This is a genomic window from Terrabacter sp. R4-6 (genome assembly GCF_057529065.1).
In genome coordinates, this window is sequence record NZ_CP197224.1 from 1,555,867 (window position 1) to 1,581,379 (window position 25,513).

The following is a 25,513-nucleotide window of genomic DNA, read 5'->3' on the forward strand; positions in this document are numbered from 1 at the left end:
GCCGCTCGTCACTGCTTCGTAAGGGTCTCGTCATGGCGTCGAGCTGGGCGGGTCCGGTGCACTGGATCCATGAACCGACGCGTCTGGATCGCCGCCTCCGTCGTCACCGCCTCGCTCGCGCTCGTCGTCGGGCTCGCCCTCTTCCAGCCGTGGCGGCTGCTCACCCGCAGCGTCGTCGACGAGCCGCTCCCCGTGGCCGTCGCGACCGCGACGGCCACGGCCGGGGGCACGAGCCCGACCACACCGCATACGCCCTCGGCGTCCGCGGCGCGCGTCGTCGGCCAGGGGCGGTTCGTCGACGGGGAGCACGCCACGTCAGGCACCGCCCGCGTGCTCGAGCTGGCCGACGGCACGAGCGTGCTGCGGCTCGAGGGCTTCTCGACGAGCGACGGGCCGGACGTCGTCGTGTGGCTGACCGACCAGCCGGCCGGAGGCGACGACTGGCACCGCTACGACGACGGCCGGTTCGTCCCGCTCGGGGACCTCAAGGCCACGGACGGCAACCAGAACTACGCCGTCCCGCCGGGCACGGACCTGTCCGGCCTGACCTCGGTCGTCATCTGGTGCGACCGTTTCGACGTCGCGTTCGGATCTGCACCAATCCGGACCGCATGACGTCTCCGAAGCACGGTTGACGGCTGCCGCCGCACTGAGGGGTCCGGCGGCAGCCGTCTTCGGCGGACGCGTGCAGACGCGCCGCCGCGGCGCGGGGGGACGCGCACGGAGGCCCACCTGACGAGGTTCGTCAGGTGGGCCTTGTCCGTGTGTGCTGCCGTGTGTGCTGCCGGCTCGCGCTCAGCGGAGCGGGTCGAAGGGCGCGAGCTGCTCGGGCGCGCGGCCGGTGACCATCTGCTCGGCGAGCAGGCGGCCCGTGACGGGGCCGAGCGTGATGCCCCACATGCCGTGACCGCCGGCGACGAAGACCTTGGGGTTGCGCGAGGCGCCGATGAGCGGCAGACCGTCGATGGTGCACGGCCGGGAGCCCACCCACTCGTCCTGGCGGTGGTCGAGGTCGGCACCCTGGAGCAGCGGGCGGGCCGACTCGACGATGGCCTTGATGCGGCGCGGGTCGAGCGCGGCCTCGGGCTGGCGGAACTCCATCATGCCGGCGACGCGGAGGCGGTCCCCGACGGGCGTGCAGGCGACGCGCGCGGCCGGGAAGTAGACCGGGCCGTTGGGCAGGTCGTCGACGGCGACGCTGAAGGAGTAGCCGCGGCCGGCCTGGACGACGCGCTTGACGCCGAACTCCCGCGCGAGCTTGCCGAGCCAGGCGCCGGTGGCGACGACGGCGGCGTCGTAGTGCTCGGCCTGGCCGAAGTCGTTCGTGACGAGCACGCCGGTCGGGGTGTCGGTGATGCGCTGGACGGCGGTGCCGGTCACGATCTTGCCGCCGCGGGCGGTGACCGAGTCGGCGAGGGCGGCGACGTAGGCGCCGGGGTTGATGAACCGCTGACCGTGGAGGACGATCGCGGCGCCGATCTCGTCGGACAGCGCCGGCTCGATGGCGCGGGCCTCGTCGCCGCTGAGCACGTCGAAGGTGATGTCGCCGCCCGAGGCGTGGATGTGCTCGATCTCCTCGAGCAGCGTCTGACGCTCCTCGGCCGTGCGGTAGGCGGCCGTGAACGACTTCGCCTCGTAGGTGTCGGCGTCCACCCCGCCCGCCTTGAGCAGGTCGAAGCTCTGCAGCGACAGGTCGTTGACGGGCACGAGGGCGCCCATGGCCTTCTTCCAGGCCGTCATCGTGCTGTGGCGGGTGAAACCGGTGACGAAGCGGAGGAAGTCCGGTCGCGCGCTCGGCGGCACGTAGACCGGCGAGCTCGGGCTGAGCACGGCGCGCAGGCCGTACTTGAGCACGGCGGGCTCGGGCAGCGGCGTCGCGATGCCGGGCGTCAGCCAGCCCGCGTTGCCCCAGGACGCGCCGGCGGCGACGCCGTCGCGGTCGATGACGGTGACCTCGACGTCACGCTCCTGGAGGAACCAGGCGGTGGCGAGACCGACCATGCCGGCGCCGACGACGGCGACGCGCTCGGGGACGGGGGTACCGGCGGGGGTCACAGCGGCCATGCGATCGACTCCTGGGTCTGGTGCTCGGGTGGTGCCTTGCATCCATGGTCGCGCCAGTCGAGGGGCCTCATGTGGTGCTGGCGTGCCAGCGTTCGCGCCCCACGTTGTGCTGTGGGCACCAAAGCGCGTCATGATGGTCGTATGCCGTCCGCACCGTCCCGCGCGACCCGACGGTCCGCGACCCGCACCTCGTCGACGACCCCGGTCGGCCTGCCCATCGCGCAGCTCGTCGGCACGCTCGGCGGCGGCCTGCTCACGGTGGTCGTCGACGTCGGCGGCCCCCCGGTCGACGACGTGACCCTCGCCGAGCCGGGCTCGGGCGTCTTCGGCCAGGCCGGCGACCTGCTCCTCGGCGTCGGGGTCGAGCGCCCCGCCGAGGCGGCCGCGCTGCTCGAGGGGGCGGCCGAGGTCGACTGCGGCGCCGTCGTGCTGCGCCGGGCCGCCGCCCGCGACCAGCAGGTCCGCGCCGCGGCCGCCCGCTTCGGCGTCAGCCTCGTAGAGCTGGCCGACCACGCGTCGTGGGCACACGTCGTGTGGCTGCTGCGTGGGGTCCTCGACCGGGCAGCGAGCGGGCCCGCCGTGCGCGCGGAGGGACCGGTGCTCGACGAGCTCTTCGCCCTCGCCGACGCGTGTGCGGCCCTCGTCGCGGCCCCCATCACCATCGAGGACACCCAGTCCCGGGTGCTCGCCTACTCCTCCACGCAGGACGTCGCCGACCCGGCGCGCGTCTCGACCATCGTCGGCCGGCGCGTGCCCGACGAGGTCATCGCCAACCTGCGCGGGCGCGGGGTGTTCCGCCGCCTCGCGCGCTCCGACGAGCCCTTCTTCGTCCCGGCCGGCCGCGGCCTGCGGGCTCGCGTCGTCGTCCCGGTGCGGGCCGGCACCGAGTGGCTGGGCTCGATCTGGGCCGTCGTCGACGAGGAGCCGCCCGAGCAGGTCATGGGGTCGCTGGCTCAGACGGCGTCGGTCGTGGCCCTCCATCTGCTGCGCCTGCGCTCGCAGGCGGACCTCGCCCGACGGGTCTCGGCCGACCGGCTTCGCGCCGTGCTGAGCGGCGACACGCTCGAGGCCGAGGGCTGGCTGCCGGCGGCACCGTGGCGGGTCGTCGTGCTCGCCGGGGCGCATCGTGCCCGCACCGACCCGACCGGTGAGGGCGCTCCCCGCGACACCGAGCACGAGCTCGACGTGTGGGAGTCGGCCGCCCGGCGCCGGTCGTGGCGCCAGCCGCTCCTCGCGATCTTCGACGGCGTCGCGCTGACGCTCGTGCGCGACGTGCCGGGCGACGCCTCCCCGGGCACGTGGGAGTGGCTGCTCGGCGTCGTCGAGGAGGTCGCCGGCGTCACGCCGACGGCCACGGCGAGCGCCGGCGGGCGGGTCACCCGCACCGTCGACCTCGACCGGTCGCGACGCGAGGCCACCGAGGTGCAGCGCCTGCGCGACGTCGGCCGCGTCACCGGCACCACGACGACGGTCGAGGACGCCTGGGCCGCCGTCACCAACGCCCGCGCGCTCGGCGGCATCTGGACCGAGGAGCTCCTCGGCCCGGTCGCCGCCCTGCGCGAGCACGACGAGGCCCACCACACGGCATACCTCGAGACGGTCGCGGCGTGGCTCGACCACCCGGGCGACCCGCGGGCGGCCGCGGCGCGCGTCCACGTGCACCCCAACACGCTCCGCTACCGGATGCAGCGCCTCTCAGGTGTCGTCGAGCTCGACCTCCACGACCCCGAGACGCGTCTCGCCCTGCGCCTCCAGCTGCGCGCGCTCGGCCACTGAGGCGGCGTCCGGCGCTAGCGTGGCGCCGTGGGCGAGCAGGACGCAGTGACGACCGGCGGGCAGCGGTGGCTCGCACCCGAGGAGTTCCAGCGCATCTACGGTCCCCAGCACTCGTGGACCCCCTTCGAGGTCCGGGACCTGCTCGCCGGGCTCGGCGTGCCGTGGTGGGTGGCCGGCGGGTGGGCCGTCGAGGCGTTCACCTGCGTCGCCCGCGACCACGAGGACATCGACCTCTCGGTGCTCCGTCGCGACGTCGGCGCGATCCAGGCCCACCTCGAGCCGGACTGGCACCTGTGGTCGGCCGGCGGCTCGGGTCTGCTCCACCTGCCACCGGGACGGGACGTGCCCGAGGACTCCGGCCAGATCTGGGTCCGCGAGCACGCGCTCGCCCCGTGGCGCGGCGAGATCCTGCTCAACCCGGACGTCGACGGCCGGTGGCAGTTCAAGCGCGACCCGTCGCTCGTGCTGTCGCTGGACGAGGCCACCTGGGAGCGCGACGGCGTGCGCTACCTGCGCCCCGAGCTCGTCCTCGCCCACAAGGCCGCCTCGCCCCGACCCAAGGACGACGCCGACCTCGAGGCCGCACTCCCCCTGTTCGACGCCGCCCAGGTCGCGGTGCTCCGACGGGTCGTCGACGCCCAGCCGGCCGGCCACCCGTGGCGGGCCCGCCTCGAGGCGCTCTAGGTGTACCCGGCCATGACGTTGGTAGCAGCGAGCCTGCTTGAACGAACGAGAACCTCCGAATGGGATGTGGCTTGTCTAAGGCCCACTCCAACCCGGAGGTTCTCGTGTCCCACGGTAGTGCCCGGCTGACCGTCCATGGTCGGCGCCTGATCGTCCAACGCCACCAGGCCGGCTGGCCCCAGGCCCACATCGCGGCCGCGATGGGCATCTCGCGCAAGTGTGTGAAGACGTGGATCGATCGGTACGCCGCTGAAGGCGAAGCCGGTCTGATCACGCGCTCGTCACGGCCTCACCACATGCCCACCAGGACCAGCGAGGAGCTCGAGCAGAAGGTCTTGGCTGCCCGCGCCACGCATCGGGACGGCCCGGACGTGATCGCCCCGAAGGTCGGGGTGCCGGCCCGGACGGTGTCAAGGATCCTGCGCCGACACCGGGTGCCCTACCTGCGCGACTGTGACCCGATCACGGGTGAGGTGATCCGGTCTTCGAAGCAGACCGCCGTGCGCTACGAACGCGAACGGCCCGGTGAGTTGGTGCACATGGACGTCAAGAAGATCGGCCGCATCCCTGACGGCGGTGGCTGGCGCGTGCACGGTCGCGGCATCGCCCGTGACCGGGTCAACGGCCCGGGCTACGACTACGTCCACTCGCTCGTCGATGACTATTCCCGCCTGGCGTACAGCGAGGTCCTGCCCGACGAGAAGGGCGTGACCTGCGCGCAGTTCCTGCAACGCGCGATCGCTGCCTTCGCTGATCACGGCATCCCCCGGATCGAGCGGCTGATGACCGACAACGCGTGGGCCTACCGGTACTCGCTACGAGCCGTGTGTGCCGAGCACGGCATCACCCAGAAGTTCATCAAGCCGCATTGCCCGTGGCAGAACGGCAAGGTCGAAAGACTCAACCGCACCCTGGCCACCGAGTGGGCCTACCGCACGGCCTACGCCAGCAACGCCGAACGCGTCGCCGCTCTTGCGCCATGGCTCGAGCACTACAACACTGAACGCCGCCACAGCGCCCTACGAGGTCACCCTCCAGTCAGCCGACTGCAACCAACCTGATGGCCGGGTACATCTAGGCCTCGCCCAGGTGGACGGTGCCGTCGGCGTCGACCCGGAAGTTCGGGTTGTGCACGAGGTCCCACCGGAAGCCGTCCGGGTCGGCCACGCACGCGCTGACCCCGCCCCACTCGCGCTCGGTCGGGGCGGAGACGGAGGTCGCACCGGCAGCCAGCGCGGCGGCATACAACGCCTCGACCTGCCCGACCTCGGTGACGTTGTGGCCCAGCGACACGGGTGGCGCGGACGAGCCGTGCGCGACGTCGCCGTACTCGCTCGGCATCTGCGTGACGTCCCACAGGGCGAGGAGCACGCCGGGGGCGCCCTGGACGAAGGTGATGTCCGGCAGGTGGAGCACCGAGCGGAAGCCGAGCCCGTCGACGTAGAAGGCGCGGGAGCGCTCGACGTCGTGGACGCCGAGGGTGATGGCGGTGATCTCGGGTGGGTGCGTCATCCCGCCACGATAGGGCGGCCCACCGACGTCGCCGAGCCGTAAGGACCGGATAACCCCCACGTCATGGAGCCCACGGCCGCATCGGGCTTGACTCGGTGGTGAGCCGGTCAGGGTGACCGGACGAAAGGTGGAAAGCCATGTCTCACAAGCTGACTCGCAGGACCGTCCGGTCCCTCTGCGTCGCGGCGGTCGCACTACCAGCCCTCGTCGCGGGCACGTCTGCCCAGGCGGGCGGCGTCTCGGGGCCGGCGTTCTACGTCGACCACCAGCTCTACCGGACGGTCGCGACGCCGACCGACCTCAGCGGCACGGGCGCTCCCGCGCAGTCGTGGGACACGATCTACAGCTTCGGCGCGGTGCAGCGCAGCGTCGCGACGGCTGCCCCCGGCGACCCCGGCTACAACGGCGGGCGCTGGCAGGTGCACGCCGTCTCGCTCACCGGCACGTACGCCGCGGCGCTGGCGGCCGGCGACCACGACGGCAACGGCGTGCTCGACGCCACCGACGAGGTGCAAGGCGCCATCGCCGCCGGCGCCCTGGTCGACGGCGGCGTCGTGAGGTACTTCGTGTGCACCGTCAACCCGCTCCCCCACGGGCGGGCCTGAGCACACGCACCACGACGACCGGGTAGCAGTCGGGGGAGGGACACCGTGTGGTGTCCCTCCCCCGACGATCTGACCGGTCTACCCCCAACTTTCCGTCGAGATCAGTGTCCGCCACCCAGAAGGTCGCGCACCTCTGACTCGCGATACCTCCGGTGCCCACCAAGGGTCCGGATCGAAGTCAGCTTTCCTGCCTTGGCCCACCGGGTGACCGTCTTCGGGTCCACTCGGAACAGGGCCGCAACCTCGGCAGGAGTCAGCAGCTTCTCGGTCTCGTGTCGATCCTGAGTCGTCATTGTCATATCCCCACCACCCTGTCGCTAGGTGCAGCGACACGCATGCGCCCCAATCGGGGCTCAGTAAAGCAAGGGTAAAGTCTCGGCCAGCCTAATGGCGGTTAAACACTGAAAAGAGTCAAATCGTCCCGCTTCCGAGACACAAGGTGTATACGGAGAGGCAGACGGCGGCAAGCGTACCGCCGACCCCTGACGACCCCCGACTGGTCCTCGAGCGACCCCGGAGCGAACCCCGAACCACCCTCGCCGGCCCGACCCGGACCGACGGGCCGCGACGCGCCGCCGCTCAAGGGGTGCGGCGGGCGCGGGATTTGCCTCACTCATGTAGCGTTAGCACCACGAGAACACACACATTCCCGGGGCCGCTACGCGGACATCGAAGAGCCACCCGGTTCTCCGAGGAGCGATGCCGTCCCGGCACGACGCACGAGGGGGTCACGCCATGGGGCGCGGCCGAGCCAAAGCCAAGCAGACCAAGGTCGCACGGCAGCTCAAGTACTACACACCTGACACGGACTTGAGCGCGCTGGAGCGTGAGCTGCACGGGCCGTCGCAACGCGACGTGTCCAACCAGCCACGATCCGTCGACGACGACGAGTACGACGAATACGGGAAGTGGGCCTCGGGCGGGCGCTGAGCCCTCCCTTCCCTCTTCCGTCTGCACCTCGTGCGTCGGGTGTTCGCACCCGGCGCGCGATCGGTGCTGCCTCGAGGCACTCGGCGCGTCGGCACCCGTGCCGGGTCGCGTCGGAGTGACGCATCGATGCCCGCACACCCTCCGGGGTGCTGCGGGCTTCGTCACACCCGGGTATGCCGCGTCGCCGGCTCTCCTCGGCCCGGCCCACCCTGCGGCGCCACCGTAGGGCCCCCGTGGCGCCCCCGGGGTGCCCCCCGAGGTGACCGGCGGGGCTCAGGCGGTCGGGTGCTGCCCGACGACCTGCACGGCGCCACCGTCGACACCCTTGGCCCCGCGCACGATCTCGGCGTCGTCCGCGACGAGGCCGTCGGCGTGCGCCCGCTCCTCGGTGGCGACCTCGCCGAGCCGCCACGCACGGATGCCGCGGGCCTCGCTCAGCTCGATGGCCCGCTCCGCCTGGGCCTCGGGGAGCACGGCGACGAAGCCGATGCCCTGGTTGAGGGTGCGCTCGACGTCGGCCTGCGGCACGCGGCCGAGGTCCTGGACCGTGCGGAAGACCGCCGGGGGCGTCCACGTCGAGCGGTCGACGCGGGCGAAGGTGCCGGTCGGGAGCACGCGGGCGAGGTTCGCGGCCAGGCCGCCGCCGGTGACGTGGCTCAGGGCGTGCACGTCGACGCCGTCGGCGGCGATGAGCTCGAGGAGCGGCTTGGTGTAGATGCGGGTCGGCTCGAGCAGCTCCTCGCCGAGGGTGCGGCCGAAGTCGTCGACGTGCCGGTCCAGCTGCCAGCCGGCGCTCGCGACGACGCGGCGCACGAGGCTGTAGCCGTTGCTGTGCAGGCCACTGCTCGCGAGCGCGATCACGACGTCACCGTCGGCGACGCGCTGGGGACCCAGCACGGCGGCATACTCCACGACGCCGGTGGCCGCGCCGGCGACGTCGTACTCGTCGGGCTCGAGCAGGCCCGGGTGCTCGGCGGTCTCGCCGCCGACGAGGGCGACCCCCGCCTCCTCGCACGCGCGGGCGATGCCGCCGACGATCGCGGCGATGCGCTCGGGCACGACCTTGCCGGTCGCGATGTAGTCGGTCATGAAGAGCGGCTCGGCGCCGCACACGACGATGTCGTCGACGACCATGCCGACGAGGTCGAAGCCGATCGTGTCGTGCACGTCGAGGGCCTGTGCGATGGCGACCTTGGTGCCGACGCCGTCGGTGCTCGTGGCGAGGATCGGCCGGGTCATCCGGGCGATGGCGCTCGCGTCGAACATGCCGGCGAACCCGCCGAGGCCGCCGACGACCTCCGGCCTGGTGGCACGCCGCACCGATGCCTTCATCAGCTCGACGGCCTTGTCACCCGCCTCGACGTCGACTCCGGCCGAGGCATAGGTGATGGGGGCATCGCTCACGGGCCCCAGCCTACCGGCGCCCGGGGGACGCCCTCACCGCCGTCCAGACCGCTGCCCTCCGGCTCGACGACTGCTCGCCGAGCCCACGAGGGCACCGGCATGCCGTGGCACTCGCGCCGCCAGCGGGCAGTCGACCCCTGGGAGGGCAGTGGATGCGCGCTGCCCCGTCCGGTCAGGGGTGCTGGAGGGCGTTCTCGCCGCCGAGACCGATCCCGAGGGTCACGCCGTCGACGTCGACCGAGCGGTCGTGGCCGGTGCGCACCGTCAGCGGCAGCGTCTCGAGGACGTGCTTGCCGATGCGGCCGTCCTCGGGCAGCTCGATGGGGTACTTGCCGGTGAAGCACGCGGAGCACAGCTCGTCGGCGGGCTGGTTCGTCGCCCCGATCATGCCCTCCTCGGAGATGTAGCCGAGCGAGTCGGCCCCGATCGAGGCGCGGATCTCCTCGACACCGAGGCCGGTCGCGATGAGCTCGGCGCGCGTCGCGAAGTCGATGCCGTAGAAGCACGGCCACTGCACCGGCGGCGAGCTGATGCGCACGTGCACCTCGGCCGCGCCCGACTCGCGGAGCATGCGGATCTGCGCGCGCTGGGTGTTGCCGCGCACGATCGAGTCGTCGACGACGACGAGGCGCTTGCCGCGGATCGTGTGCTCGAGCGGGTTGAGCTTGAGCCGGATGCCGAGCTGACGCAGCGTCTGCGACGGCTGGATGAAGGTGCGGCCGACGTAGGCGTTCTTGACGAAGCCCTGGCCGAACGGGATGCCCGACTCCTGCGAGTAGCCAACAGCCGCAGGCACGCCCGACTCGGGGACCCCGATGACGAGGTCGGCGTCGACGGGGTGCTCGCGCGCGAGGACGCGACCCATCTCGACGCGGGCCTCGTGCACGACCCGGCCACGGATGACGGCGTCTGGACGGGCGAGGTAGACGTACTCGAAGACGCAGCCCTTGGGCTGGGGCTCGGCGAACTTGTGCGAGCGCAGGCCGTCCTCGTCGATGACGATGAGCTCGCCGGGCTCGACCTCGCGGATGACGGCCGCGCCGATCGTCTGCAGCGCCGCGGTCTCGGACGCGACCACCCAGCCCCGCTCGAGGCGGCCGAGCGCGAGGGGACGCACGCCCCACGGGTCGCGGGCGGCATACAACGTCGTCTCGTCCATGAAGACGAAGGAGAAGGCGCCCTTGAGCTTGGGCAGCAGCTCGAGGGCGGCCTGCTCGGGGGTGCGGTCCTCGTCGGCTGCGAGCAGCGTCGTCACGAGGGCGGTGTCGGACGTGTTGCCGCGGGCGAGCTCGCCGGTGATGCGGGTGCCGCCGAAGTGCTCGTCGACGAGGGCCTTGAGCTCGACCGTGTTGATGAGGTTGCCGTTGTGGGCCAGGGCCAGCGTGCTGTGGCCGGTGCCGCCGAGCGTCGGCTGGGCGTTCTCCCACGTCGAGCCGCCGGTCGTGGAGTAGCGCGTGTGGCCGATGGCGATGTGGCCGCGGAGCGAGCTGAGCGCGGTCTCGTCGAAGACCTGCGACACGAGGCCCATGTCCTTGTAGACGAGGATCTTCTCGCCGTCACCGGTCGCGATGCCGGCCGACTCCTGACCGCGGTGCTGCAACGCATAGAGCCCGAAGTACGTCAGCTTCGCGACGTCCTCTCCGGGAGCCCAGACGCCGAAGACCCCGCAGGCGTCCTGCGGGCCTTTCTCGCCGGGGATGAGGTCATGGTTCAAACGACCGTCGCCACGTGCCACAGCGCCAGTGTCGCACACGCGAGTGGGCGACTCGTCCGCGGTTCACGACCGCAGCGGCAGCTCCGCGAGCACCTCGTAGCGCGGCCGCCGCCCCCGACCCTCACCGAGGTGCGACTCGACGAGCGCCAGGTGGTCGACCCGCCAGGCCGGCCCCACCCACGCGTCGAGCGCGCGGATCCAGCGGGTCGCCTCGGTGGGACGGTGGAAGCGGCCGAGCGTCAGGTGGGGGTGGAAGCGCGTGCCGTCGGGCGTCGCCCCCGCCGACGTCGACGCACGGCGTATGCCGCCCGCCACTGCCCCGAGGTCACCGCGCAGCTCGTCGACCCCCGCCCAGAGCACGCGGGCGGCATACGGGTTCGGGAAGGCGCCGGCTCCGGCGAGGCGCAGGACGTGAGGGTCGCGCCGGGCGGCGGAGCGGGCGAGCGCGTCGGTGAGGTCGTCGAGGCGCGCCTCCGGGACGGCGCCGAGGAAGGCGAGCGTGACGTGCCACTGGTGGCGGTCGGTCCAGCGGATCTCGGGACCGGCGTCGCGGCGCGGCTCGACGTGCTCCTCGAGGTCGTCGAGCACGTCGTCCGGCGGGACGACGGCGACGAAGAGCCTCATGGCGCCGACGCAGCGCCCGAGGCGATGAGGGCCTCGACGTCGTCGATGCCCCACGCGGCGAGGGCGGCGCGGGTGTCGGCGCCGGGCGTGGACGGAGGGGTGCCGAGCGCGGCAGCGGTGCGGGAGAAGCGGGGCGCCGGGGCGGGTTGGACGACGCCGTGGTGCTCGACGTACGTGCCGCGCGCGGCGAGGTGCGGATGACCCGGCGCCTCGGCATAGCTGAGGACCGGCTCGACGCAGGCGTCGGTGCCCTCGAGGAGCGAGACCCAGGCGTCGCGGGTCCGGGTGCGGAAGGTGTCGGCGAGGAGGGCGCGCAGCGCGGGCCACTGGCCGGGGTCGAGACGGTCGGGGGCGGTCTCGGTGAGGTCGAGCAGCCGGAGCAGCTCTGCGTAGAACGCGGGCTCGAGGGGGCCGACCGCGAGCCAGCCGCCGTCGCTCGTCTCGTAGACGTCGTAGAAGGGTGCGCCGGTGTCGAGCAGGTTGGTGCCGCGGCGGTCGGACCACAGTCCGGCGCCCACGAGGCCCATGACGAGCGAGGAGAGGTGGGCGGTGCCGTCGACGATCGCGGCGTCGACGACCTGGCCACGGCCGCTCGTGCGGGCCTCGAGCAGGGCGGCGAGGACGCCGACGACGAGGTAGAGGGCACCGCCCCCGAAGTCGCCGACGAGGTTGACGGGCACCTGCGGAGGTCCGCCGGCGCGGCCGATGGCGTGCAGGGCGCCGGTGATGGCGACGTAGCCGATGTCGTGACCGGCGGCGTGGGCGAGCGGGCCGTCCTGGCCCCAGCCGGTCATCCGGCCGTAGACGAGGCGCGGGTTGCGCGCGAGGCAGTCGGCGGGTCCGAGGCCGAGGCGTTCCGCGACACCCGGGCGGTAGCCCTCGACGAGCACGTCGGCCTGCTCGACGAGGGCGAGGGTGGTCGCGAGCCCGTCGGGGTGCTTGAGGTCGAGCGCGACGGAGGGACGGCCGCGACGCAGCAGGTCGGACTCGGGCGCCAGCGGGACCGGGAGCGAGGCCTCACCGGGCCGGTCGATGCGGATGACGTCGGCGCCGAGGTCGGCGAGCAGCATCGCCGCGAAGGGCGCCGGACCGATGCCGGCGAGCTCGACGACGCGGATGCCGGCGAGCGGGCCGGCCGGCCGGGTCACGACTGGTCGCGACCGGACCGGTCGAGGAGGATGCCGAGGATGCCGGCGAGGCCGGTGCCGATGAAGGCGCCGAGGGCGCCGATGTAGAGCGCACCGGTGGTCGTCGTGTAGCCCTGCACCTCGTCACCCATGATCGAGATGACGGCACCCACGATGAAACCCAGGACGGCGCCCGTGATGAGGAAGCGCTTGAAGTTGGGGATGCGGGGACGCTCGGGGCGGGAGGTCGGCGAGGGCTGGGTCACGAGTCCAGCCTAAGCGAGGTGAGCGGCAGGAGGCCGTCGAGGTGGGCCCGCTGCCCGCTGGCCCGGACCCGCGCCCCGTCGACGGCCGACTCCCAGGTCAGGTCGCCGACGGCGAGTCGCAGCCACGTCGCGGCATCGGTCTCGATGACGTTGGGCGGCGTGCCGCGGGTGTGGACCGGGCCCTCGATGCACTGCACCGCGCCGTGCGGGGGGACGCGCACCTCGACGGTGCGGCCGGGCGCGATGGTCGCGAGCTCCTCGAGCGTGTAGCGGACCGCCGTCGCGGTCGTGCGCCGGTCAACCTCCCACCCGGCCTCACGGCAGGCGACGAGGGCGGCGTGGCCCTCGGCGACAGGGGTACGGCGGCGTGGCGGCATACCCCTGAGGTTATCGGCGCCCGCCGACGGCCGACCGACCCCCTCAGCGCAGGCGGGGGATGACGTCGGCGACGACCTCGTCGAGGACCTCGCGGGTGGTGTGGAAGGGCTCGGTGGTGCGCGGCCAGTGGGTGATGACGTCGGTGAAGCCGAGCGCCGCGGCGCGCCCGACGGCATCCTCGAACGTCGCGGCGCTGCTCAGCGAGAACGTCGGCGCGGAGTCGAGGTTGAGGTAGCGGGTGAGGTCGGCGGAGTCACGGCCCGCGGCCTCGAGCGCGGCGTCGACCCGTCGGCTGTGGCCGGCCACGAGGTCCCACCACTCGTCGTCGGTGTCGGCGTTGCCGCCGTAGGTCATCCAGCCGTCACCGCGCTCGACGGCCAGGCCGATCGACCTGGGCCCGTTGGCCGCGATGACGAGCGGCACCCGGTTGCCCGCGTCGCCGCCGCGGACCGGCCCGGGAAGGGTGCGCACGTCGCGGGCGGCGTAGAAACGGCCGTCGGCGGTGACGTGGTCGTCGCTCAGCAGGCGGTCGAGCAGGCCGGTGAACTCGTTGAAGCGGGCGACGCGGTCACGCAGCGCGAGGTCCTCGCCCATGACGCGCGAGTCGAGGTCGCCGCCCGTCCCGATGCCGAGGAGGAACCGGCCGCCGGAGATGTCGTCGAGGGCCAGCACCTCGCGCATGAACTGCACCGGGTGGTGGTTGTTGGGCGACGACACGAACGTGCCGAGGCCGATGCGCTCGGTGACGGCGGCCGCTGCTGCGAGGGTCGGCACCGCCGCGAACCACGGCGACTCGGGCAGGCCGCCCCAGGTCACGTGGTCGAAGGTCCAGGCGTGGTCGAAGCCCATCTGCTCGGCCGCGCGCCACATCGCCTCGGCCTCGGACCACGGGTGCTCGGGCAGGATCGCCAGACCGAATCGCATGGGACGACCGTAGCCTGTCGGGGTGACGACGAACTGGGACGCGGAGGCCGTGCTCGCCGCCTCGAACGAGTGGGCCTGGGTGCCGGACGGGGCGCCGCACATCCGGAACGACGAGTACCTCGTCGTCGCCTACCCCGACTACTTCCTCACGCCGACCTCGGCGCGCGTCTTCGGCTCCGACCGGGACGCCGTCGAGCTCGCCGACGAGATCGCCGACGTCGCAAGGGGGCTCGGCCGCGACCGCCTCTGGTGGCGGCTGTCGGAGTTCACCCGGCCCGACGACCTCGAGCCCGAGCTCGTCCGCCGCGGGGCGACGGTCGTGGACCGGATGGACGTGCTCGCCCTGCCGCTCGCGGGTGGCGTGCCCGACCTCGCCGTGCCTGCCGACGTCGAGGTCCGTCGGGTGACCGATGCGGAGACGGTGCGCGACGCGATCGTCGTCGGCAACGACGCCTTCGGCGGCGAGGAGCCGACGGACGAGCAGGTCGCCTCGTCGCTGGCCGAGGTCGAGCGCGGTCTCGTCGACGGCTCGGGCGGACGGTGGGTGGCCTACGTCGACGGGCGTCCCGCGGGCACGGGCGGCTACACGCTCGCCGACGACGCATGCCGTCTCTGGGGCGGCGGGACGCACCGCACCGTGCGGGGTCGTGGCGCCTACCGCGGCGTCCTCCACGCCCGGCTGGCCGCCGCTCGCGCTGCCGGCGCGACGCTCGCCCTGACGCACGGGGTCGTCGACACGTCCTCGCCGATCCTGCGCCGCATCGGCTTCACCCGCCACGGCGAGGAGCGCACGCTCGTCCTGGACCTCGCGTGAGCGCGGGATCGTCTGCGGCGCAGCACGTCTCGCTCGAGTGGGACGAGCGCGGCGGCGTCACGGTGCACATGGACGGCTCGCCGCAGTCCCACGTCCAGCCGGACGACCCGACGGTGCTCGTCTTCGAGTACGTCCAGCACCTCGCGCTCGCCATCGACGCGCTGCCGCCGGGCCCCCTCGGGGTCACGCACGTCGGGGGCGCCGGCCTGACGCTGCCGCGGTGGGTCGAGGCGACCCGTCCGGGGTCGCCGCAGATCGTCCTCGAGCCGGACGAGGCCCTCACCGAGCTCGTCCGCCGCGAGGTCCCGCTCCCCCGGCGCCACCGCATCCGCGTGCGCCCGGTCGACGGCCTGACCGGTGTGCGAGCCCTCCGGGACGACTCCGCCGACGTCGTCGTGACGGACGCCTACGCGGGAGGCCGCGTGCCCGCGGAGCTCGTCGGGACGGCATACGCCCACGAGGTGGCGCGGGTGCTCAAGCCGGCCGGCATCGCCCTGTGGAACCTCGCCGACGAGCCCGGGATGCGTTGGGTCACCAGGGTGGTCGCGACGATGGCCACCCCTCTGCCGCACCTAGCCCTCGTCGCCACGCACGAGGTGCTCAAGGGCCGACGGTTCGGCAACTCGGTGCTCGTCGCCAGTCCGTCGCCGTTGCCGGTGGAGGCGCTGCGTCGCGACGTCGCCCGCGCGAACCTCCCGACGGGCCTGCGCGAAGGTCCCGCCCTGACCCGGCTGCTCGCCGGCGCGAAACCCTTCGACGAGAACGGAATGCAGAGCCCGCCACCTCCCGAGGCCGGGAAGTGGCGGGCGCGATGAGCTGCTGAGGCGGGGTCTCAGGCGCCGAAGACCGCCGGCAGGGTGAACTCGTGAGCCGAGGTGAGCTCGGCGACCGAGACGGAGAAGTGGCCGACGACGTCGAGGTCGCGGCCCCCCGTCACGCCGATGCGCGCGTGCGGCACGTCGCCGAGCATCGCCTCGAACTCGGCTGCGTGGCCGGCGGGCACCGCCACGAGGGCGCGGGCGCTCGACTCGGAGAAGAGCGCGGTGAAGGCATCGAGCGGGTTGCCCTCGGCGTCGGCGCCGACCTGGTCGAGACCGTCGACTGTCACGCCGACACCGTGGCGCATGCACGCCTCGGCGAGCGCGATGGCGAGCCCACCCTCGGAGAGGTCGTGCGCCGCCTCGACGACACCCGTGCGCGCCGCCTCGACGAGGACCCGGCCGAGCGCCTGCTCGGCCGCGAGGTCGACCTTCGGCGGGAGACCACCGAGGTGCTTGTGGATGACGTGCGCCCACTCGGAGCCGTCGAGCTCGTCACGCGTCGTGCCGAGGAGGTAGACGTGCGCGTCGTCGCTGCGGAAGCCCGAGCCGGAACGCTTGGAGACGTCCTCCATGACGCCGAGCACGCCGATGACGGGGGTCGGGTGGATGGCGACGTCGCCGGTCTGGTTGTAGAACGACACGTTGCCGCCCGTGACGGGGATCCCGAGGAAGCGGCAGCCCTCGGCGATGCCGCGGATGGACTCGCGGAACTGCCACATGACGCCCGGGTCCTCCGGTGAGCCGAAGTTGAGGCAGTCGGTGACGGCGAGCGGGGCGGCCCCGGCCGTGGCGACGTTGCGGTAGGCCTCGGCGAGCGCGAGCTGGGCACCGGTGTACGGGTCGAGCTTGGCGAAGCGCCCGTTGCAGTCGGTCGACACGGCGACGCCGCGACCCGTCTCCTCGTCGACGCGCACGACGCCCGAGTCGTCGGGCTGCGCGAGCGCCGTGTTGCCGAGGACGTAGCGGTCGTACTGGTCGGTGATCCACGACTTGTCGCAGAGGTTGGGCGAGCCGAGCAGCGTCAGCAGCTGCGCCCGGATCTCCTCGCCCGTCTGCGGCTTGGCCAGCTCGGAGGTGCCCGCGGCGTTGAGGCCGTCGAGGTATGCCGGCCGGGCCAGCGGGCGGTTGTACGTCGGGCCCTCGTGGGCGACCGAGCGCGGCGGCACGTCGACGATGGTCTCACCGTGCCAGGTGATGACGAGGTGGTCGCCGTCGGTGACCTCACCGATGACGGTGGCCTCGACGTCCCACTTCTCGGTGATCGCCATGAACTCGTCGAGGTGCTTCGGCTCGACGATGGCCATCATGCGCTCCTGCGACTCCGACATGAGGATCTCCTGCGGCTGCAGGCTCGCGTCGCGCAGCGGGACGAGCGAGAGCTCGACCTGCATGCCCCCGTCACCGTTGGAGGCGAGCTCGCTGGTGGCACAGGAGAGCCCAGCACCGCCGAGGTCCTGGATGCCGTCGACGACGCCGGCCGCGTAGAGGTCGAGGCAGCACTCGATGAGCACCTTCTCGGCGAAGGGGTCGCCGACCTGGACGGCGGGGCGCTTGGTCGGGCCACCCTCGTCGAAGGTCTCGGACGCGAGCACCGAGACGCCGCCGATGCCGTCGCCGCCGGTCTTGGCGCCGAAGAGGATGACCTTGTTGCCGGGACCGGACGCCCTGGCCAGGTGGATGTCCTCGATCCGCATGGCGCCGACGCAGAGGGCGTTGACGAGCGGGTTGCCCTGGTAACAGTCGTCGAAGACGACCTCGCCGCCGATGTTGGGCAGTCCGATGCAGTTGCCGTAGCCACCGACGCCCGCGACGACGCCGGGCAGGACGCGCTGGGTGTCGGGGTGGTGGAGGTTGCCGAAGCGGAGCGGGTCCATGACGGCGATCGGGCGGGCGCCCATCGACATGATGTCGCGGATGATGCCGCCGACACCGGTCGCGGCGCCCTGGTAGGGCTCGACGTAGGACGGGTGGTTGTGCGACTCGACCTTGAAGGTGACCGCCCAGCCGTCGCCGATGTCGACGACGCCGGCGTTCTCGCCGATGCCGACGAGGAGCTTCTCGCGCATCTCGTCGGTGGTGTTCTCGCCCCAGAGGGAGAAGTGGATCTTGCTCGACTTGTAGGAGCAGTGCTCGCTCCACATGACGGAGTACATCGCCAGCTCGGCGATCGTCGGACGGCGCCCGATGATCTCGCGGATGTTGGCGTACTCGTCGACCTTGAGGCCGAGCTCGGCCCACGGCTGTTCGACGTCGGGCGTGGCCGCGGCGTGCTCGACGGTGTCGAGGAGGGGCGCGGTCTGGGTGTCGCTCATGCGGTGGCTGCGCTCTCGAGGGTCTGCTTGATGATCGAGGTGAAGAAGCCGCGACCGTCGAGGCTCGGGCCGTAGCCCTCCTCGACCGCGTGCTCCGGGTGCGGCATGAGGCCGACGACGTTGCCGCGCTCGTTGGTGATGCCGGCGATGTGGCGGTAGGAGCCGTTGGGGTTGCGCCCCTCGGCGTCGGGGACGTAGCGGAAGACGACCCGCCCCTCGCCCTCGAGCATGTCGAGCGTCTTCTCGTCGGCGACGAAGCCGCCCTCGCCGTTCTTGAGGACGATCTCGATCTCCTGGCCGGCCTCGAAGTCGGAGGTCCAGGCGGTGGAGGCGTTCTCGACGACGAGCCGCTGGTCGACGCAGTTGAACTTGCGGTGGTCGTTGCGGATCAGCGCGCCGGGGAGCAGGTGGCTCTCGGTGAGCACCTGGAAGCCGTTGCAGATGCCGAGGACTGGCAGGCCGCCCCGGGCCGCGGGCACGAGGGCCTCCATGACCGGCGCGAAGCGGGCGATGGCGCCGCACCGGAGGTAGTCGCCGTAGGAGAAGCCGCCGGGCAGGATGACCGCGTCGACGCCCAACAGGTCTGCGTCGCCGTGCCAGAGCGGGACGGCCTCGCCGCCGCACTCCCGGACGGCACGTGCCGCGTCACGGTCGTCGAGCGAGCCGGGGAACGTGACGACCCCGATCCTCACTGCTCGCCGTCCTCCGCGTCGTCCGACTCGCCCTCGGGCTCGCCGTCGGCGTCCTCGCCGGGCTCGCCGGGCTCGCCGGGCTCGTCCGCCGCGCTCTCGTCGAGGACGTGCACGGCGACGACGTCCTCGATGACGGGGTTGGACAGGAGCGTCTCGGCGGCCTCGCGGGCCGCTGCGAGGTGCTCGTCCGTGACGTCACCGTCGACGGTGAGCACGAAGCGCTTGCCCTGACGGACATCGGTGAAACCGTTGAACCCGAGCCGCGGCAGGGCGCCGTTGACGGCCTGTCCCTGGGGGTCGAGGATCTCAGGCTTGAGCATGACGTCGACGACGATGCTTCCCATCAGTGGTGCTTCTCCCTGCGCTGGTGGGGGATGGAGGCGTCCCGAGGGACGGCCTGAGTCTATCGGGCGGCACGAGGGCCTCCGGACAGCGTCTCAGCGGGACTGCAGGGCGTCGAGCGCGACAGCCATCGCCATGCCGACGCGCCAGTCGATGGGCTTGCCGTCGGGGAGCGCCGGGAGGCTCACGTGGTAGACGTCCTTGACGCCCGCCTTCTTCGTCGAGCTGAGCGCGACCGACCCGTCCTCGGCAGCGAAGTCGAAGTGGAAGAGGAACGGCACCGGGATCTCGCCGATGACGGGGACGATCTCCCAGAGCCGGCGGGCGACGGCGACCTTGGGGTTGCGCTCCCGGCCGACGAACTCCCTCCCGTCGGGCAGCCCGAGGGTCCACGTCGAGCTCACGAGCGAGGCTTTGAACTGCTTCTTGAACCAGCCGATCGGCTGTCCCTGGCTGTCGGTGACGTCGTAGCCGGAGCCGAGGTCGATGCGCTTGCGCGCCGCGAAACCGAAGAGCGGGTGGGTCTTGGCCGAGTCGGTGTAGAAGGTGACCTGCTCCTTGGCGGCCATCCGCTTCTGCTCGGCGAAGCACAGCAGACCGAGCTCCCTGCCGGACTCGTCCTGCCGGACGATCTCGTAGCGGTTGACCATCATGGTCAGCTTCTGGCGCAGCAGGTAGCGCTCGGTCGGGGCGTCGGAGTGGGCGTCGGCGACGGGCTCGGTCATGCGCCCAGCGTCCCACAGCGGCACCGCGCGACTGCGTGCGTATGCCGCCGGGCCGGGAAGGCGGCCCGGCGCACGTCAGGCGCGGAAACGCATACGACGGCGGCCGTCCCGGCTGGCAGGGTGGCAGCGTGCCCGACGACGCGTCACCCACCCCCTCCCCCGCCGACCCCAGCCGGTCGGGCGTCGGTGCGAGCGCGCCGTGGGACGTGCTGCGCGACCTCTCGGCGGGACTGTCCGCCGCGCTCGGCAGCGACCTGCTGGGGCTCTACGCCCACGGCTCGCTCGTGGTGGGCGACTTCTCACCGGCGCGCAGCGACCTCGACGTGCTCGCCGTCGTCGCGCGGCCACCCGGCGACGAGATGCTGGCCGCCGTCGCCCCGGTGCACGCGGCGCTCGAGGAGCGACACCCGGGCTGGCGAGGCCGGGTCGAGGTCGAGACGGTCGCGCGCTCCACGGTGACGTCGTACGCGTCCGGGCCGCCGGCGACGTCCGAGGCCGGACGCCCCGACTCGATCATGCGGATCAGCCCCGGCGAGGAGCTGCACCTCCTGCCGGCGACGTCGCACCGGATCGTCACGTGGTCCACGGTTCGCCGGACCGGTCGACGGCTCGCGGGTCCGGAGGCCTCCGAGGTGCTCCCGGTCGTGTCAGAGGAGGTCGCGCACGATGCGCTGGTCGACCACGTCCGGGACTGGCCAACGTGGGTCGAGGACATGAGGACCATTGGCGCACAGTCGTACTCCGTGCTCTCGATCTGTCGGGCATGGTGTGCGGTCGTCGAGGGCGAGCAGCTGTCGAAACGCGCCGCCGCAGACCGCTTCGTGGCCGTGCGGCCTGATGATGCCGACCTCGTCGAGTGGGCACGGGACTGGTGGTACGCCGGTGGCTCGGACGGCGCGGAAGGCCGGTTCGCGCAGGTGAGCGACTTCGTCGTCAGGACCAGCCACTCCATCCTCACAGACGGCGCCGACAACCGGACCGCCTGATGAAAAGCACTGAGGGACAGCCTGATTCGTTGTGGAGAACCATTGCCTGAATGGCGAGCCGCATCTAGAATAGAACACATGTACTGCATATCTGCTTAGGTGAAGTCCGGTATGCCGGTTTCTGGCTTGAGGAGGTCCTTCAGCGGATGCGGGGTTGTGTCGACGGCTTGCTCGAGCAGGCGATAGAAAAGGAGGCCGCGTGACTTGGCGTTGCGGCGGTTGAACCGGAAGGTGTACTCGTCGAGGTAGTAGGGCAGGTGCGCTTCCTCGACGCGGAAGTGCAGGGTGCCGATGAGCCAGCGCTTGAGCAGCGATGCGACCAGGTGTACGCCGGGCAGCACGCTGGCCTTGTCGGGGGCGGAGTAGCCGAGGGTGAACTCGTGGGTGTAGCCGAGGTCGGCGAGCCGGCGCAGGGTGCGGGCGCCGTCGGTGCGGATCGTGGAGCCGGGCTCGATGACGGTGGTGGCGAAGTCGACGAGCTGGGCTGTTCCGGGGTGGTCGGCGACGGCGAGCCGCACCCGGCCCAGACGATGAGTCTCGTTGCGCTCTATGGCAATCATGACCGCGACCTTGTCGCCGTAGCCCCCACCGCTGTTACGAGTGGCGCCACCGATCATCGTCTCGTCGAGCTCCACGATGCCGGAGAGCTTGTCGCGTTCAGGCCGGACCATGGCCCGGCGCAGCTTGTGCATCCACGCCCACGCCGTCTCGTACGAGCCGAACCCGAGGACCCGTTGCAGCCCCAGCGCGGACATCCCGTTCTTCTGCGAGGTCAGGAACCAGATCGCCGCGAACCAGGTCGAGAACGGCGTCCGCGTCCGGTCGAAGATCGTCCCTGCGGTCACCGACGTCCGCCGCCCGCAGGCCCGGCACATCCACAACCCGGCACCCGTGCGCCAGAACTCGCGCTGCTCACACTTGGGGCACACGAACCCGTCCGGCCACCGCAGCCCGGCCAGGTAGTCCAGGCACGACTCGTTGTCCGGGAACCACTCCAGCAGCTGCTGATACGTCGACGGATAATCCACACCCCGAACCGGATTCGCGGTCATCCACAGATCCTACTTCACCCAAGCAGATATGCAGAACACATGTTCGATGACGAGGAGCCTGCGGGAGGGGTGGACGTCGGTCCGCCCCCAGCTCCCGCTGCCTCGCCGGCAGCTGTCGGGCTCGAGCTCATCGCCGAGGTGGTCTGCCTCGACGGCGCTGGTCTCGACGACGCCGATCTCATCTCGGCCATCGACGCCCTCGAGCGTGCCAAGGCTGCGTGCGCCGCCGCCCAGGCCAGGCTGACGGCTCACTTCGTCGAGTCCCAGGCGCGGGCCGCGAGGCGCCTCCGGGCGCAGGCTCAGGCGTGCTCCGACGCCGGCGACTTCGACGGCTGGGTGGCAGCCCGCGACCGGGCGCGCGGCCTCGAGCTCGATCCGGTGCCGGCCGAGACGCCGGGCCGGGGCCGTCGCCCGTCGCGGTCCGACCGTCGGACGACGCTGTCGCGCACCGGGGTGTCGGCGCAGGTCGGCCTCGCGCGACGGGAGTCACCGTCCCGGGGTGCACGACTCGCGAGCGCGTCGCTCGCCCTGGTGCAGCACCTCCACCACACCCTGGCTGCGCTGGCCGCCGGCATCCTCAACGAGCGCCGCGCCGAGATCGTCGTGCGCTGCACCAGCCACCTCGACCCCGAGCTCAGGAGTCAGGTCGACACCGAGGTGATCGGGGATCATCTCGACCTCACCGACCCCACCGCTCCGGGTGGTGTCGGTTCCTGGGGAGACCGCGAGCTCGAGCGCCGTGTCCGCGCGTGCGCCGACCGCCTCGGCGCCGCGGCTGCGGTCGAGCGGTGCCGGGTCGCCGAGAGCGAGCGCCGGGTCACGATCCGACCCGTCCCTGACGCCCTGGCGCTGGTGTCCGCCCTTCTCCCGGTGGCGCAGGCCGTCGCGGTGCACGCCGCCCTGACGCGGGCCGCCCTGTCCGGCAAGGCAGCCGGCGACGACCGCGGCAAGGGCCAGTTGATGGCCGACACGCTCGTCGAGCTCGTCACCGGACAGGCCGTGGCCGATGACGTCCCGGTCGAGGTCCAGGTCGTCATGACCGACCGGGCGCTGCTCGCGGGAGACGACGTGCCAGCGCACGTGCCTGGCTACGGCCCTGTCCCAGCCGGCTGGGCGCGCGAGCTGCTCACCCGCGACAAGCCGGGCGACCCTCCCTGCGACGTGGGGGTGAAGGTGTGGGTGCGGCGGCTCTTCACGCATCCGGGCAGCGGCACGCTCGTGGCGATGGACAGCGCCCGGCGCCTCTTCCCGGCAGCCCTTCGCCGTTTCGTCGTCGCGCGTGACGGCACGTGCCGCACGCCCTGGTGCGACGCACCGATCGCGCACGCCGACCACGTCGATCCGCACGCCGACGGCGGTCCGACGAGCGCGGCCAACGGCCAGGGCCTGTGCGTGCGCTGCAACGTCGTCAAGGAGGAGCCCGGCTGGACCTCCGTGGTCCTCCACGACGGGCTCGGCCCGACGAGCACTCACCCCCACACGGTGCGGACCACGACGCCGACCGGGCACCGCTACGTCTCGGCCGCTCCCCCGGTGCTCCCGATGCCGCCACCCCCGGCTGCACGGCCACGATCCGCCGGACAGCCGCCCGACGGGTCGGCCGAGGTCATCCGGCTCGAGCTCTACCGGCGCACCGACGTCGAGGTCGAGCTCACCGGCTGACGTGCTGGAGCACGAGCTTCATCCTCGGCGCGCTCGTCCCGATGAAGCCGGCACGTTCGTAGACACGAGCCCCGGTCGGGAGTGGCGGACAGGTCCACGCGATCGGCGTCGATCGAGCGTGCCCACTCGACCACGTCGCCGACGAGAAGGGTCCCGAACCCGCGCCCGCGGTGCTCCGGCACCGTGATGACGTTGGCGAGCCGCACGGCGCGGCCGCGCGGGCAGTGCGGGTTGGGGACGCCGATCTCGAGCGTGCCGATCGCCGTCGCGACGACGACGCCGTCCAGGTCGACCACCGGGATTCGAGCCACCGCACCGTCATCGACGACGCGTACGAACCAGTCGTGCGCGTGACGTCGCCAGGCGCCATCCTGGTCGCCATCGCCTGCACCCCCGTCGTGGACGAGCGCCCAGAGCGAGAGCAGACGGTCGAGGTCGGACACCGTCGCCGCGCGCAGGCGTCCCACCGTCTCGCTGCTGCCGTCGCGGGTCAGAAGGTCTCCCCCGTGAGGCGCTCGTAGGCCTCGACGTACTTCGCCCGCGTCTGCTCGACGACGTGCTGGGGCAGCTCGGGCGGAGGACCGCCCGCCTTGCGGTCCCAGCCAGACTCGGGCGAGGTCAGCCAGTCACGGACGAACTGCTTGTCGTAGGACGGCTGCGGGTGTCCGGGCTCCCACAGGTCAGCCGGCCAGAAGCGCGACGAGTCCGGGGTCAGCACCTCGTCGGCGAGGACGAGCCCGCCCGTGCCGTCGGACGACAGGCCGAACTCGACCTTCGTGTCGGCGATGAGGATGCCGCGCTCGGCGGCGATCTCGTTGCCGCGGGCCAGGATCGCGCGCGTCAGGCGTGACACCTCGGCCGCGACCTCGGCCCCGAGCTCGGCCTCGACCTCGTCGGGCGACATCGGCAGGTCGTGCTCTCCGACCGGCGCCTTGGTCGTCGGGGTGAAGACGGGCTCGGGCAGCTTCGAGCCGTCGACGAGCCCTTCGGGGAGCGCGACACCGGACACGGCGCCCTTCTCGCGGTACTCCTCGAGGCCGCCACCCGTGAGGTACGCCCGGGCGATGGCCTCGACCTTGAGCATGTCGAGCCGGCGCACGAGGACCGCCCGCCCGGCGACGGCGTCGGGCACGTCGGTCGAGATGACGTGGTTCGGCACGAGGTCGGCGAGCTGGTCGAACCACCACAGCGACAGCCGGGTCAGCACGGCGCCCTTGTCGGGGATCTCGGGCGACATCATCCAGTCGTAGGCCGAGAGCCGGTTCGAGGCGACGAGGAGCAGCTGGTCATCGACCACCTGGCCGTCGTCACCGACCGGCGCGTAGAGGTCACGTACCTTCCCGGAGTAGATGTGCTCGTAGCCGGGCAGGTCAGTCGGTAGGTCGGTCACGCGCACAGCCTGCCACCTGCCCAGCTCGTCGGGCAGGGTGCGCTCGGGGGGAACGGGCAGGTTCACGACAGTGCCTCCTTGAGGGCATCGATCTCGATCACGGTGGACAGGCTCTGACGAGCCCGGTGGAGACGGGACTTCACGGTCCCCTCCGCGACGCCGAGTGCGGTCGCCGCCTCGGCCAGGGAGCAGTGCGACCAGACGACGAGCTCGATCGCCTCGCGCTGCACGTCCGGGATGAGCTCCAGAGCCCGGCGCACCTCACTCATCCGCTGCTCGTCGTCGATCCGCGCCGCGGTCGAGGCGGCGTGGTCGGGCGAGACGGCGCCGCCGGCGTCCGCCTCGATGCGCCCGTGCAGCAGCCGCTGCCGCCGGGCCGAGCGCGCCACGTTGGCGCACTCCTGCCCGGCCATGACGAGCAGCACGGCGCGGGCGGTCTCGGCCCGCAGCGGGTCCACGGCACCCGCTCGCGCCCGTCGCCAGACAGCGGTGAAGGTCGCCTGCACGACGTCTTCCGCAGCCGCCCAGGACGCCGTGCGCCGGAACGCGAAGTTGTAGACGGCGTCGCAGTGCCGCCGGTACAGCTCGGTCAGCGCCGCGTCGTCGGCCGCGGCCAGCCTCGACCACAGCACGCGGTCGTCCGCCGTCGCGCCGACACCGGTCATCGGCCCTCCTCGGCTCGCGGTCATGGTGCTCATGCCATGGAGAG

General features: G+C 72.4%; 27 protein-coding genes and 1 pseudogene. 10 read left to right on the top strand and 18 right to left on the bottom strand.

From position 1 onward, the window contains the following. Window positions 1-69: 69 nt before the first annotated feature. Entirely contained in the window at window positions 70-615 is a 546-nt protein-coding gene (locus ACSSS0_RS07325; RefSeq protein WP_435984657.1) for a DM13 domain-containing protein, read from the top strand. Between the two features lie 180 nt (window positions 616-795). Here ACSSS0_RS07325 and ACSSS0_RS07330 read toward each other — a convergent pair whose 3' ends face one another. Then, entirely contained in the window at window positions 796-2,064 is a 1,269-nt protein-coding gene (locus ACSSS0_RS07330) for an NAD(P)/FAD-dependent oxidoreductase (RefSeq protein WP_487230591.1), read from the bottom strand. Window positions 2,065-2,205: 141 nt separating this feature from the next. Here ACSSS0_RS07330 and ACSSS0_RS07335 point away from each other — a divergent pair, with 141 nt between their 5' ends. The 3 genes from ACSSS0_RS07335 to ACSSS0_RS07345 all read left to right on the top strand — a co-directional run bounded on the left by ACSSS0_RS07335 (window position 2,206) and on the right by ACSSS0_RS07345 (window position 5,585). After that, on the top strand, window positions 2,206-3,840 hold the full coding sequence (locus tag ACSSS0_RS07335; RefSeq protein ID WP_487230592.1) for a PucR family transcriptional regulator: 1,635 nt from the start codon (window positions 2,206-2,208) through the stop codon (window positions 3,838-3,840). Window positions 3,841-3,867: 27 nt separating this feature from the next. Continuing rightward, window positions 3,868-4,524, top strand: coding sequence for a nucleotidyltransferase domain-containing protein (locus tag ACSSS0_RS07340; protein ID WP_487230593.1), 657 nt, complete (start codon window positions 3,868-3,870; stop codon window positions 4,522-4,524). Between the two features lie 104 nt (window positions 4,525-4,628). After that, the gene (locus ACSSS0_RS07345) at window positions 4,629-5,585 is read left to right on the top strand and encodes an IS481 family transposase (protein WP_487228131.1); all 957 of its coding nucleotides are present in this window, start codon (window positions 4,629-4,631) and stop codon (window positions 5,583-5,585) included. Between the two features lie 13 nt (window positions 5,586-5,598). Here the strand turns inward: ACSSS0_RS07345 and ACSSS0_RS07350 are convergent, their stop codons facing one another. Beyond that, entirely contained in the window at window positions 5,599-6,036 is a 438-nt protein-coding gene (locus ACSSS0_RS07350; protein ID WP_435984653.1) for a VOC family protein, read from the bottom strand. Window positions 6,037-6,173: 137 nt separating this feature from the next. Between ACSSS0_RS07350 and ACSSS0_RS07355 the strand changes: the two genes are divergently transcribed. Further along, window positions 6,174-6,641: a hypothetical protein gene (locus ACSSS0_RS07355; protein ID WP_487230594.1), complete on the top strand. Its 468-nt coding sequence runs from the start codon at window positions 6,174-6,176 to the stop codon at window positions 6,639-6,641. A gap of 101 nt (window positions 6,642-6,742) precedes the next feature. Here ACSSS0_RS07355 and ACSSS0_RS07360 read toward each other — a convergent pair whose 3' ends face one another. Beyond that, window positions 6,743-6,934 (bottom strand): BldC family transcriptional regulator, encoded by a 192-nt coding sequence (locus ACSSS0_RS07360; protein WP_045191048.1) that lies wholly within the window; start codon window positions 6,932-6,934, stop codon window positions 6,743-6,745. A gap of 442 nt (window positions 6,935-7,376) precedes the next feature. Between ACSSS0_RS07360 and ACSSS0_RS07365 the strand changes: the two genes are divergently transcribed. Beyond that, complete coding sequence (locus tag ACSSS0_RS07365) at window positions 7,377-7,571, top strand: DUF3073 domain-containing protein (RefSeq protein ID WP_020142456.1); 195 nt, start codon at window positions 7,377-7,379, stop codon at window positions 7,569-7,571. A gap of 273 nt (window positions 7,572-7,844) precedes the next feature. On the opposite strand, the gene purM is transcribed toward ACSSS0_RS07365, so the two are convergent. The 7 genes from purM to ACSSS0_RS07400 all read right to left on the bottom strand — a co-directional run bounded on the left by purM (window position 7,845) and on the right by ACSSS0_RS07400 (window position 14,008). After that, window positions 7,845-8,975, bottom strand: coding sequence for a phosphoribosylformylglycinamidine cyclo-ligase (gene purM, locus ACSSS0_RS07370; protein ID WP_487230595.1), 1,131 nt, complete (start codon window positions 8,973-8,975; stop codon window positions 7,845-7,847). Window positions 8,976-9,147: 172 nt separating this feature from the next. Next, the gene (gene purF, locus ACSSS0_RS07375) at window positions 9,148-10,710 is read right to left on the bottom strand and encodes an amidophosphoribosyltransferase (protein ID WP_435984650.1); all 1,563 of its coding nucleotides are present in this window, start codon (window positions 10,708-10,710) and stop codon (window positions 9,148-9,150) included. A gap of 42 nt (window positions 10,711-10,752) precedes the next feature. Next, window positions 10,753-11,313, bottom strand: a complete 561-nt coding sequence (thpR, locus tag ACSSS0_RS07380; protein ID WP_487230596.1) for an RNA 2',3'-cyclic phosphodiesterase — start codon at window positions 11,311-11,313, stop codon at window positions 10,753-10,755. After that, window positions 11,310-12,461 carry a CaiB/BaiF CoA transferase family protein gene (locus ACSSS0_RS07385; protein ID WP_487230597.1) on the bottom strand — a complete coding sequence of 384 codons (1,152 nt, stop codon included), beginning with the start codon at window positions 12,459-12,461 and terminating at the stop codon, window positions 11,310-11,312. The genes thpR and ACSSS0_RS07385 overlap by 4 nt, the downstream gene beginning before the upstream one ends. Next, the gene (locus tag ACSSS0_RS07390; protein WP_487230598.1) at window positions 12,458-12,706 is read right to left on the bottom strand and encodes a hypothetical protein; all 249 of its coding nucleotides are present in this window, start codon (window positions 12,704-12,706) and stop codon (window positions 12,458-12,460) included. The genes ACSSS0_RS07385 and ACSSS0_RS07390 overlap by 4 nt, the downstream gene beginning before the upstream one ends. Next, a complete protein-coding gene (locus tag ACSSS0_RS07395) occupies window positions 12,703-13,083 on the bottom strand; it encodes a sterol carrier family protein (RefSeq protein WP_487230599.1) in 381 nt (126 codons plus the stop codon). The genes ACSSS0_RS07390 and ACSSS0_RS07395 overlap by 4 nt, the downstream gene beginning before the upstream one ends. A 43-nt stretch (window positions 13,084-13,126) precedes the next feature. Beyond that, complete coding sequence (locus ACSSS0_RS07400; RefSeq protein ID WP_487230600.1) at window positions 13,127-14,008, bottom strand: LLM class flavin-dependent oxidoreductase; 882 nt, start codon at window positions 14,006-14,008, stop codon at window positions 13,127-13,129. Window positions 14,009-14,030: 22 nt separating this feature from the next. Between ACSSS0_RS07400 and ACSSS0_RS07405 the strand changes: the two genes are divergently transcribed. Beyond that, entirely contained in the window at window positions 14,031-14,822 is a 792-nt protein-coding gene (locus ACSSS0_RS07405) for a hypothetical protein (protein WP_487230601.1), read from the top strand. Continuing rightward, window positions 14,819-15,637 carry a spermidine synthase gene (locus ACSSS0_RS07410; RefSeq protein WP_487230602.1) on the top strand — a complete coding sequence of 273 codons (819 nt, stop codon included), beginning with the start codon at window positions 14,819-14,821 and terminating at the stop codon, window positions 15,635-15,637. The genes ACSSS0_RS07405 and ACSSS0_RS07410 overlap by 4 nt, the downstream gene beginning before the upstream one ends. A 17-nt stretch (window positions 15,638-15,654) precedes the next feature. On the opposite strand, the gene purL is transcribed toward ACSSS0_RS07410, so the two are convergent. The 4 genes and pseudogenes from purL to ACSSS0_RS07430 all read right to left on the bottom strand — a co-directional run bounded on the left by purL (window position 15,655) and on the right by ACSSS0_RS07430 (window position 19,714). Continuing rightward, window positions 15,655-17,955 (bottom strand): phosphoribosylformylglycinamidine synthase subunit PurL, encoded by a 2,301-nt coding sequence (gene purL, locus ACSSS0_RS07415; RefSeq protein WP_435984643.1) that lies wholly within the window; start codon window positions 17,953-17,955, stop codon window positions 15,655-15,657. Further along, window positions 17,952-18,647, bottom strand: a complete 696-nt coding sequence (gene purQ, locus ACSSS0_RS07420) for a phosphoribosylformylglycinamidine synthase subunit PurQ (RefSeq protein WP_487230603.1) — start codon at window positions 18,645-18,647, stop codon at window positions 17,952-17,954. Before purQ ends, purL begins: the two co-directional genes overlap by 4 nt. Before the next feature lie 95 nt (window positions 18,648-18,742). Next, window positions 18,743-18,991: pseudogene (purS, locus tag ACSSS0_RS07425) on the bottom strand (phosphoribosylformylglycinamidine synthase subunit PurS); the annotation flags it as partial. A gap of 93 nt (window positions 18,992-19,084) precedes the next feature. Further along, window positions 19,085-19,714: an LURP-one-related family protein gene (locus ACSSS0_RS07430; RefSeq protein ID WP_487230604.1), complete on the bottom strand. Its 630-nt coding sequence runs from the start codon at window positions 19,712-19,714 to the stop codon at window positions 19,085-19,087. Window positions 19,715-19,842: 128 nt separating this feature from the next. On the opposite strand from ACSSS0_RS07430, the gene ACSSS0_RS07435 reads away from it, so the two are divergent. Further along, window positions 19,843-20,700 carry an aminoglycoside adenylyltransferase domain-containing protein gene (locus tag ACSSS0_RS07435; protein ID WP_487230605.1) on the top strand — a complete coding sequence of 286 codons (858 nt, stop codon included), beginning with the start codon at window positions 19,843-19,845 and terminating at the stop codon, window positions 20,698-20,700. A gap of 95 nt (window positions 20,701-20,795) precedes the next feature. Here ACSSS0_RS07435 and ACSSS0_RS07440 read toward each other — a convergent pair whose 3' ends face one another. Next, entirely contained in the window at window positions 20,796-21,752 is a 957-nt protein-coding gene (locus ACSSS0_RS07440) for an IS1595 family transposase (protein WP_487230606.1), read from the bottom strand. Window positions 21,753-21,791: 39 nt separating this feature from the next. Between ACSSS0_RS07440 and ACSSS0_RS07445 the strand changes: the two genes are divergently transcribed. Continuing rightward, on the top strand, window positions 21,792-23,414 hold the full coding sequence (locus ACSSS0_RS07445) for an HNH endonuclease (RefSeq protein ID WP_487230607.1): 1,623 nt from the start codon (window positions 21,792-21,794) through the stop codon (window positions 23,412-23,414). Here the strand turns inward: ACSSS0_RS07445 and ACSSS0_RS07450 are convergent. The 3 genes from ACSSS0_RS07450 to ACSSS0_RS07460 are packed head-to-tail and all read right to left on the bottom strand — an operon-like array spanning window position 23,375 to window position 25,502. Then, the gene (locus tag ACSSS0_RS07450) at window positions 23,375-23,881 is read right to left on the bottom strand and encodes a GNAT family N-acetyltransferase (RefSeq protein ID WP_487230608.1); all 507 of its coding nucleotides are present in this window, start codon (window positions 23,879-23,881) and stop codon (window positions 23,375-23,377) included. The two genes, ACSSS0_RS07445 and ACSSS0_RS07450, sit on opposite strands and share 40 nt — an antisense overlap. A 23-nt stretch (window positions 23,882-23,904) precedes the next feature. Continuing rightward, window positions 23,905-24,810 carry a phosphoribosylaminoimidazolesuccinocarboxamide synthase gene (locus tag ACSSS0_RS07455; protein ID WP_487231197.1) on the bottom strand — a complete coding sequence of 302 codons (906 nt, stop codon included), beginning with the start codon at window positions 24,808-24,810 and terminating at the stop codon, window positions 23,905-23,907. A 56-nt stretch (window positions 24,811-24,866) separates the two neighbouring features. Next, window positions 24,867-25,502 (bottom strand): RNA polymerase sigma factor, encoded by a 636-nt coding sequence (locus ACSSS0_RS07460; protein ID WP_487230609.1) that lies wholly within the window; start codon window positions 25,500-25,502, stop codon window positions 24,867-24,869. Between the last annotated feature and the right edge of the window lie 11 nt (window positions 25,503-25,513).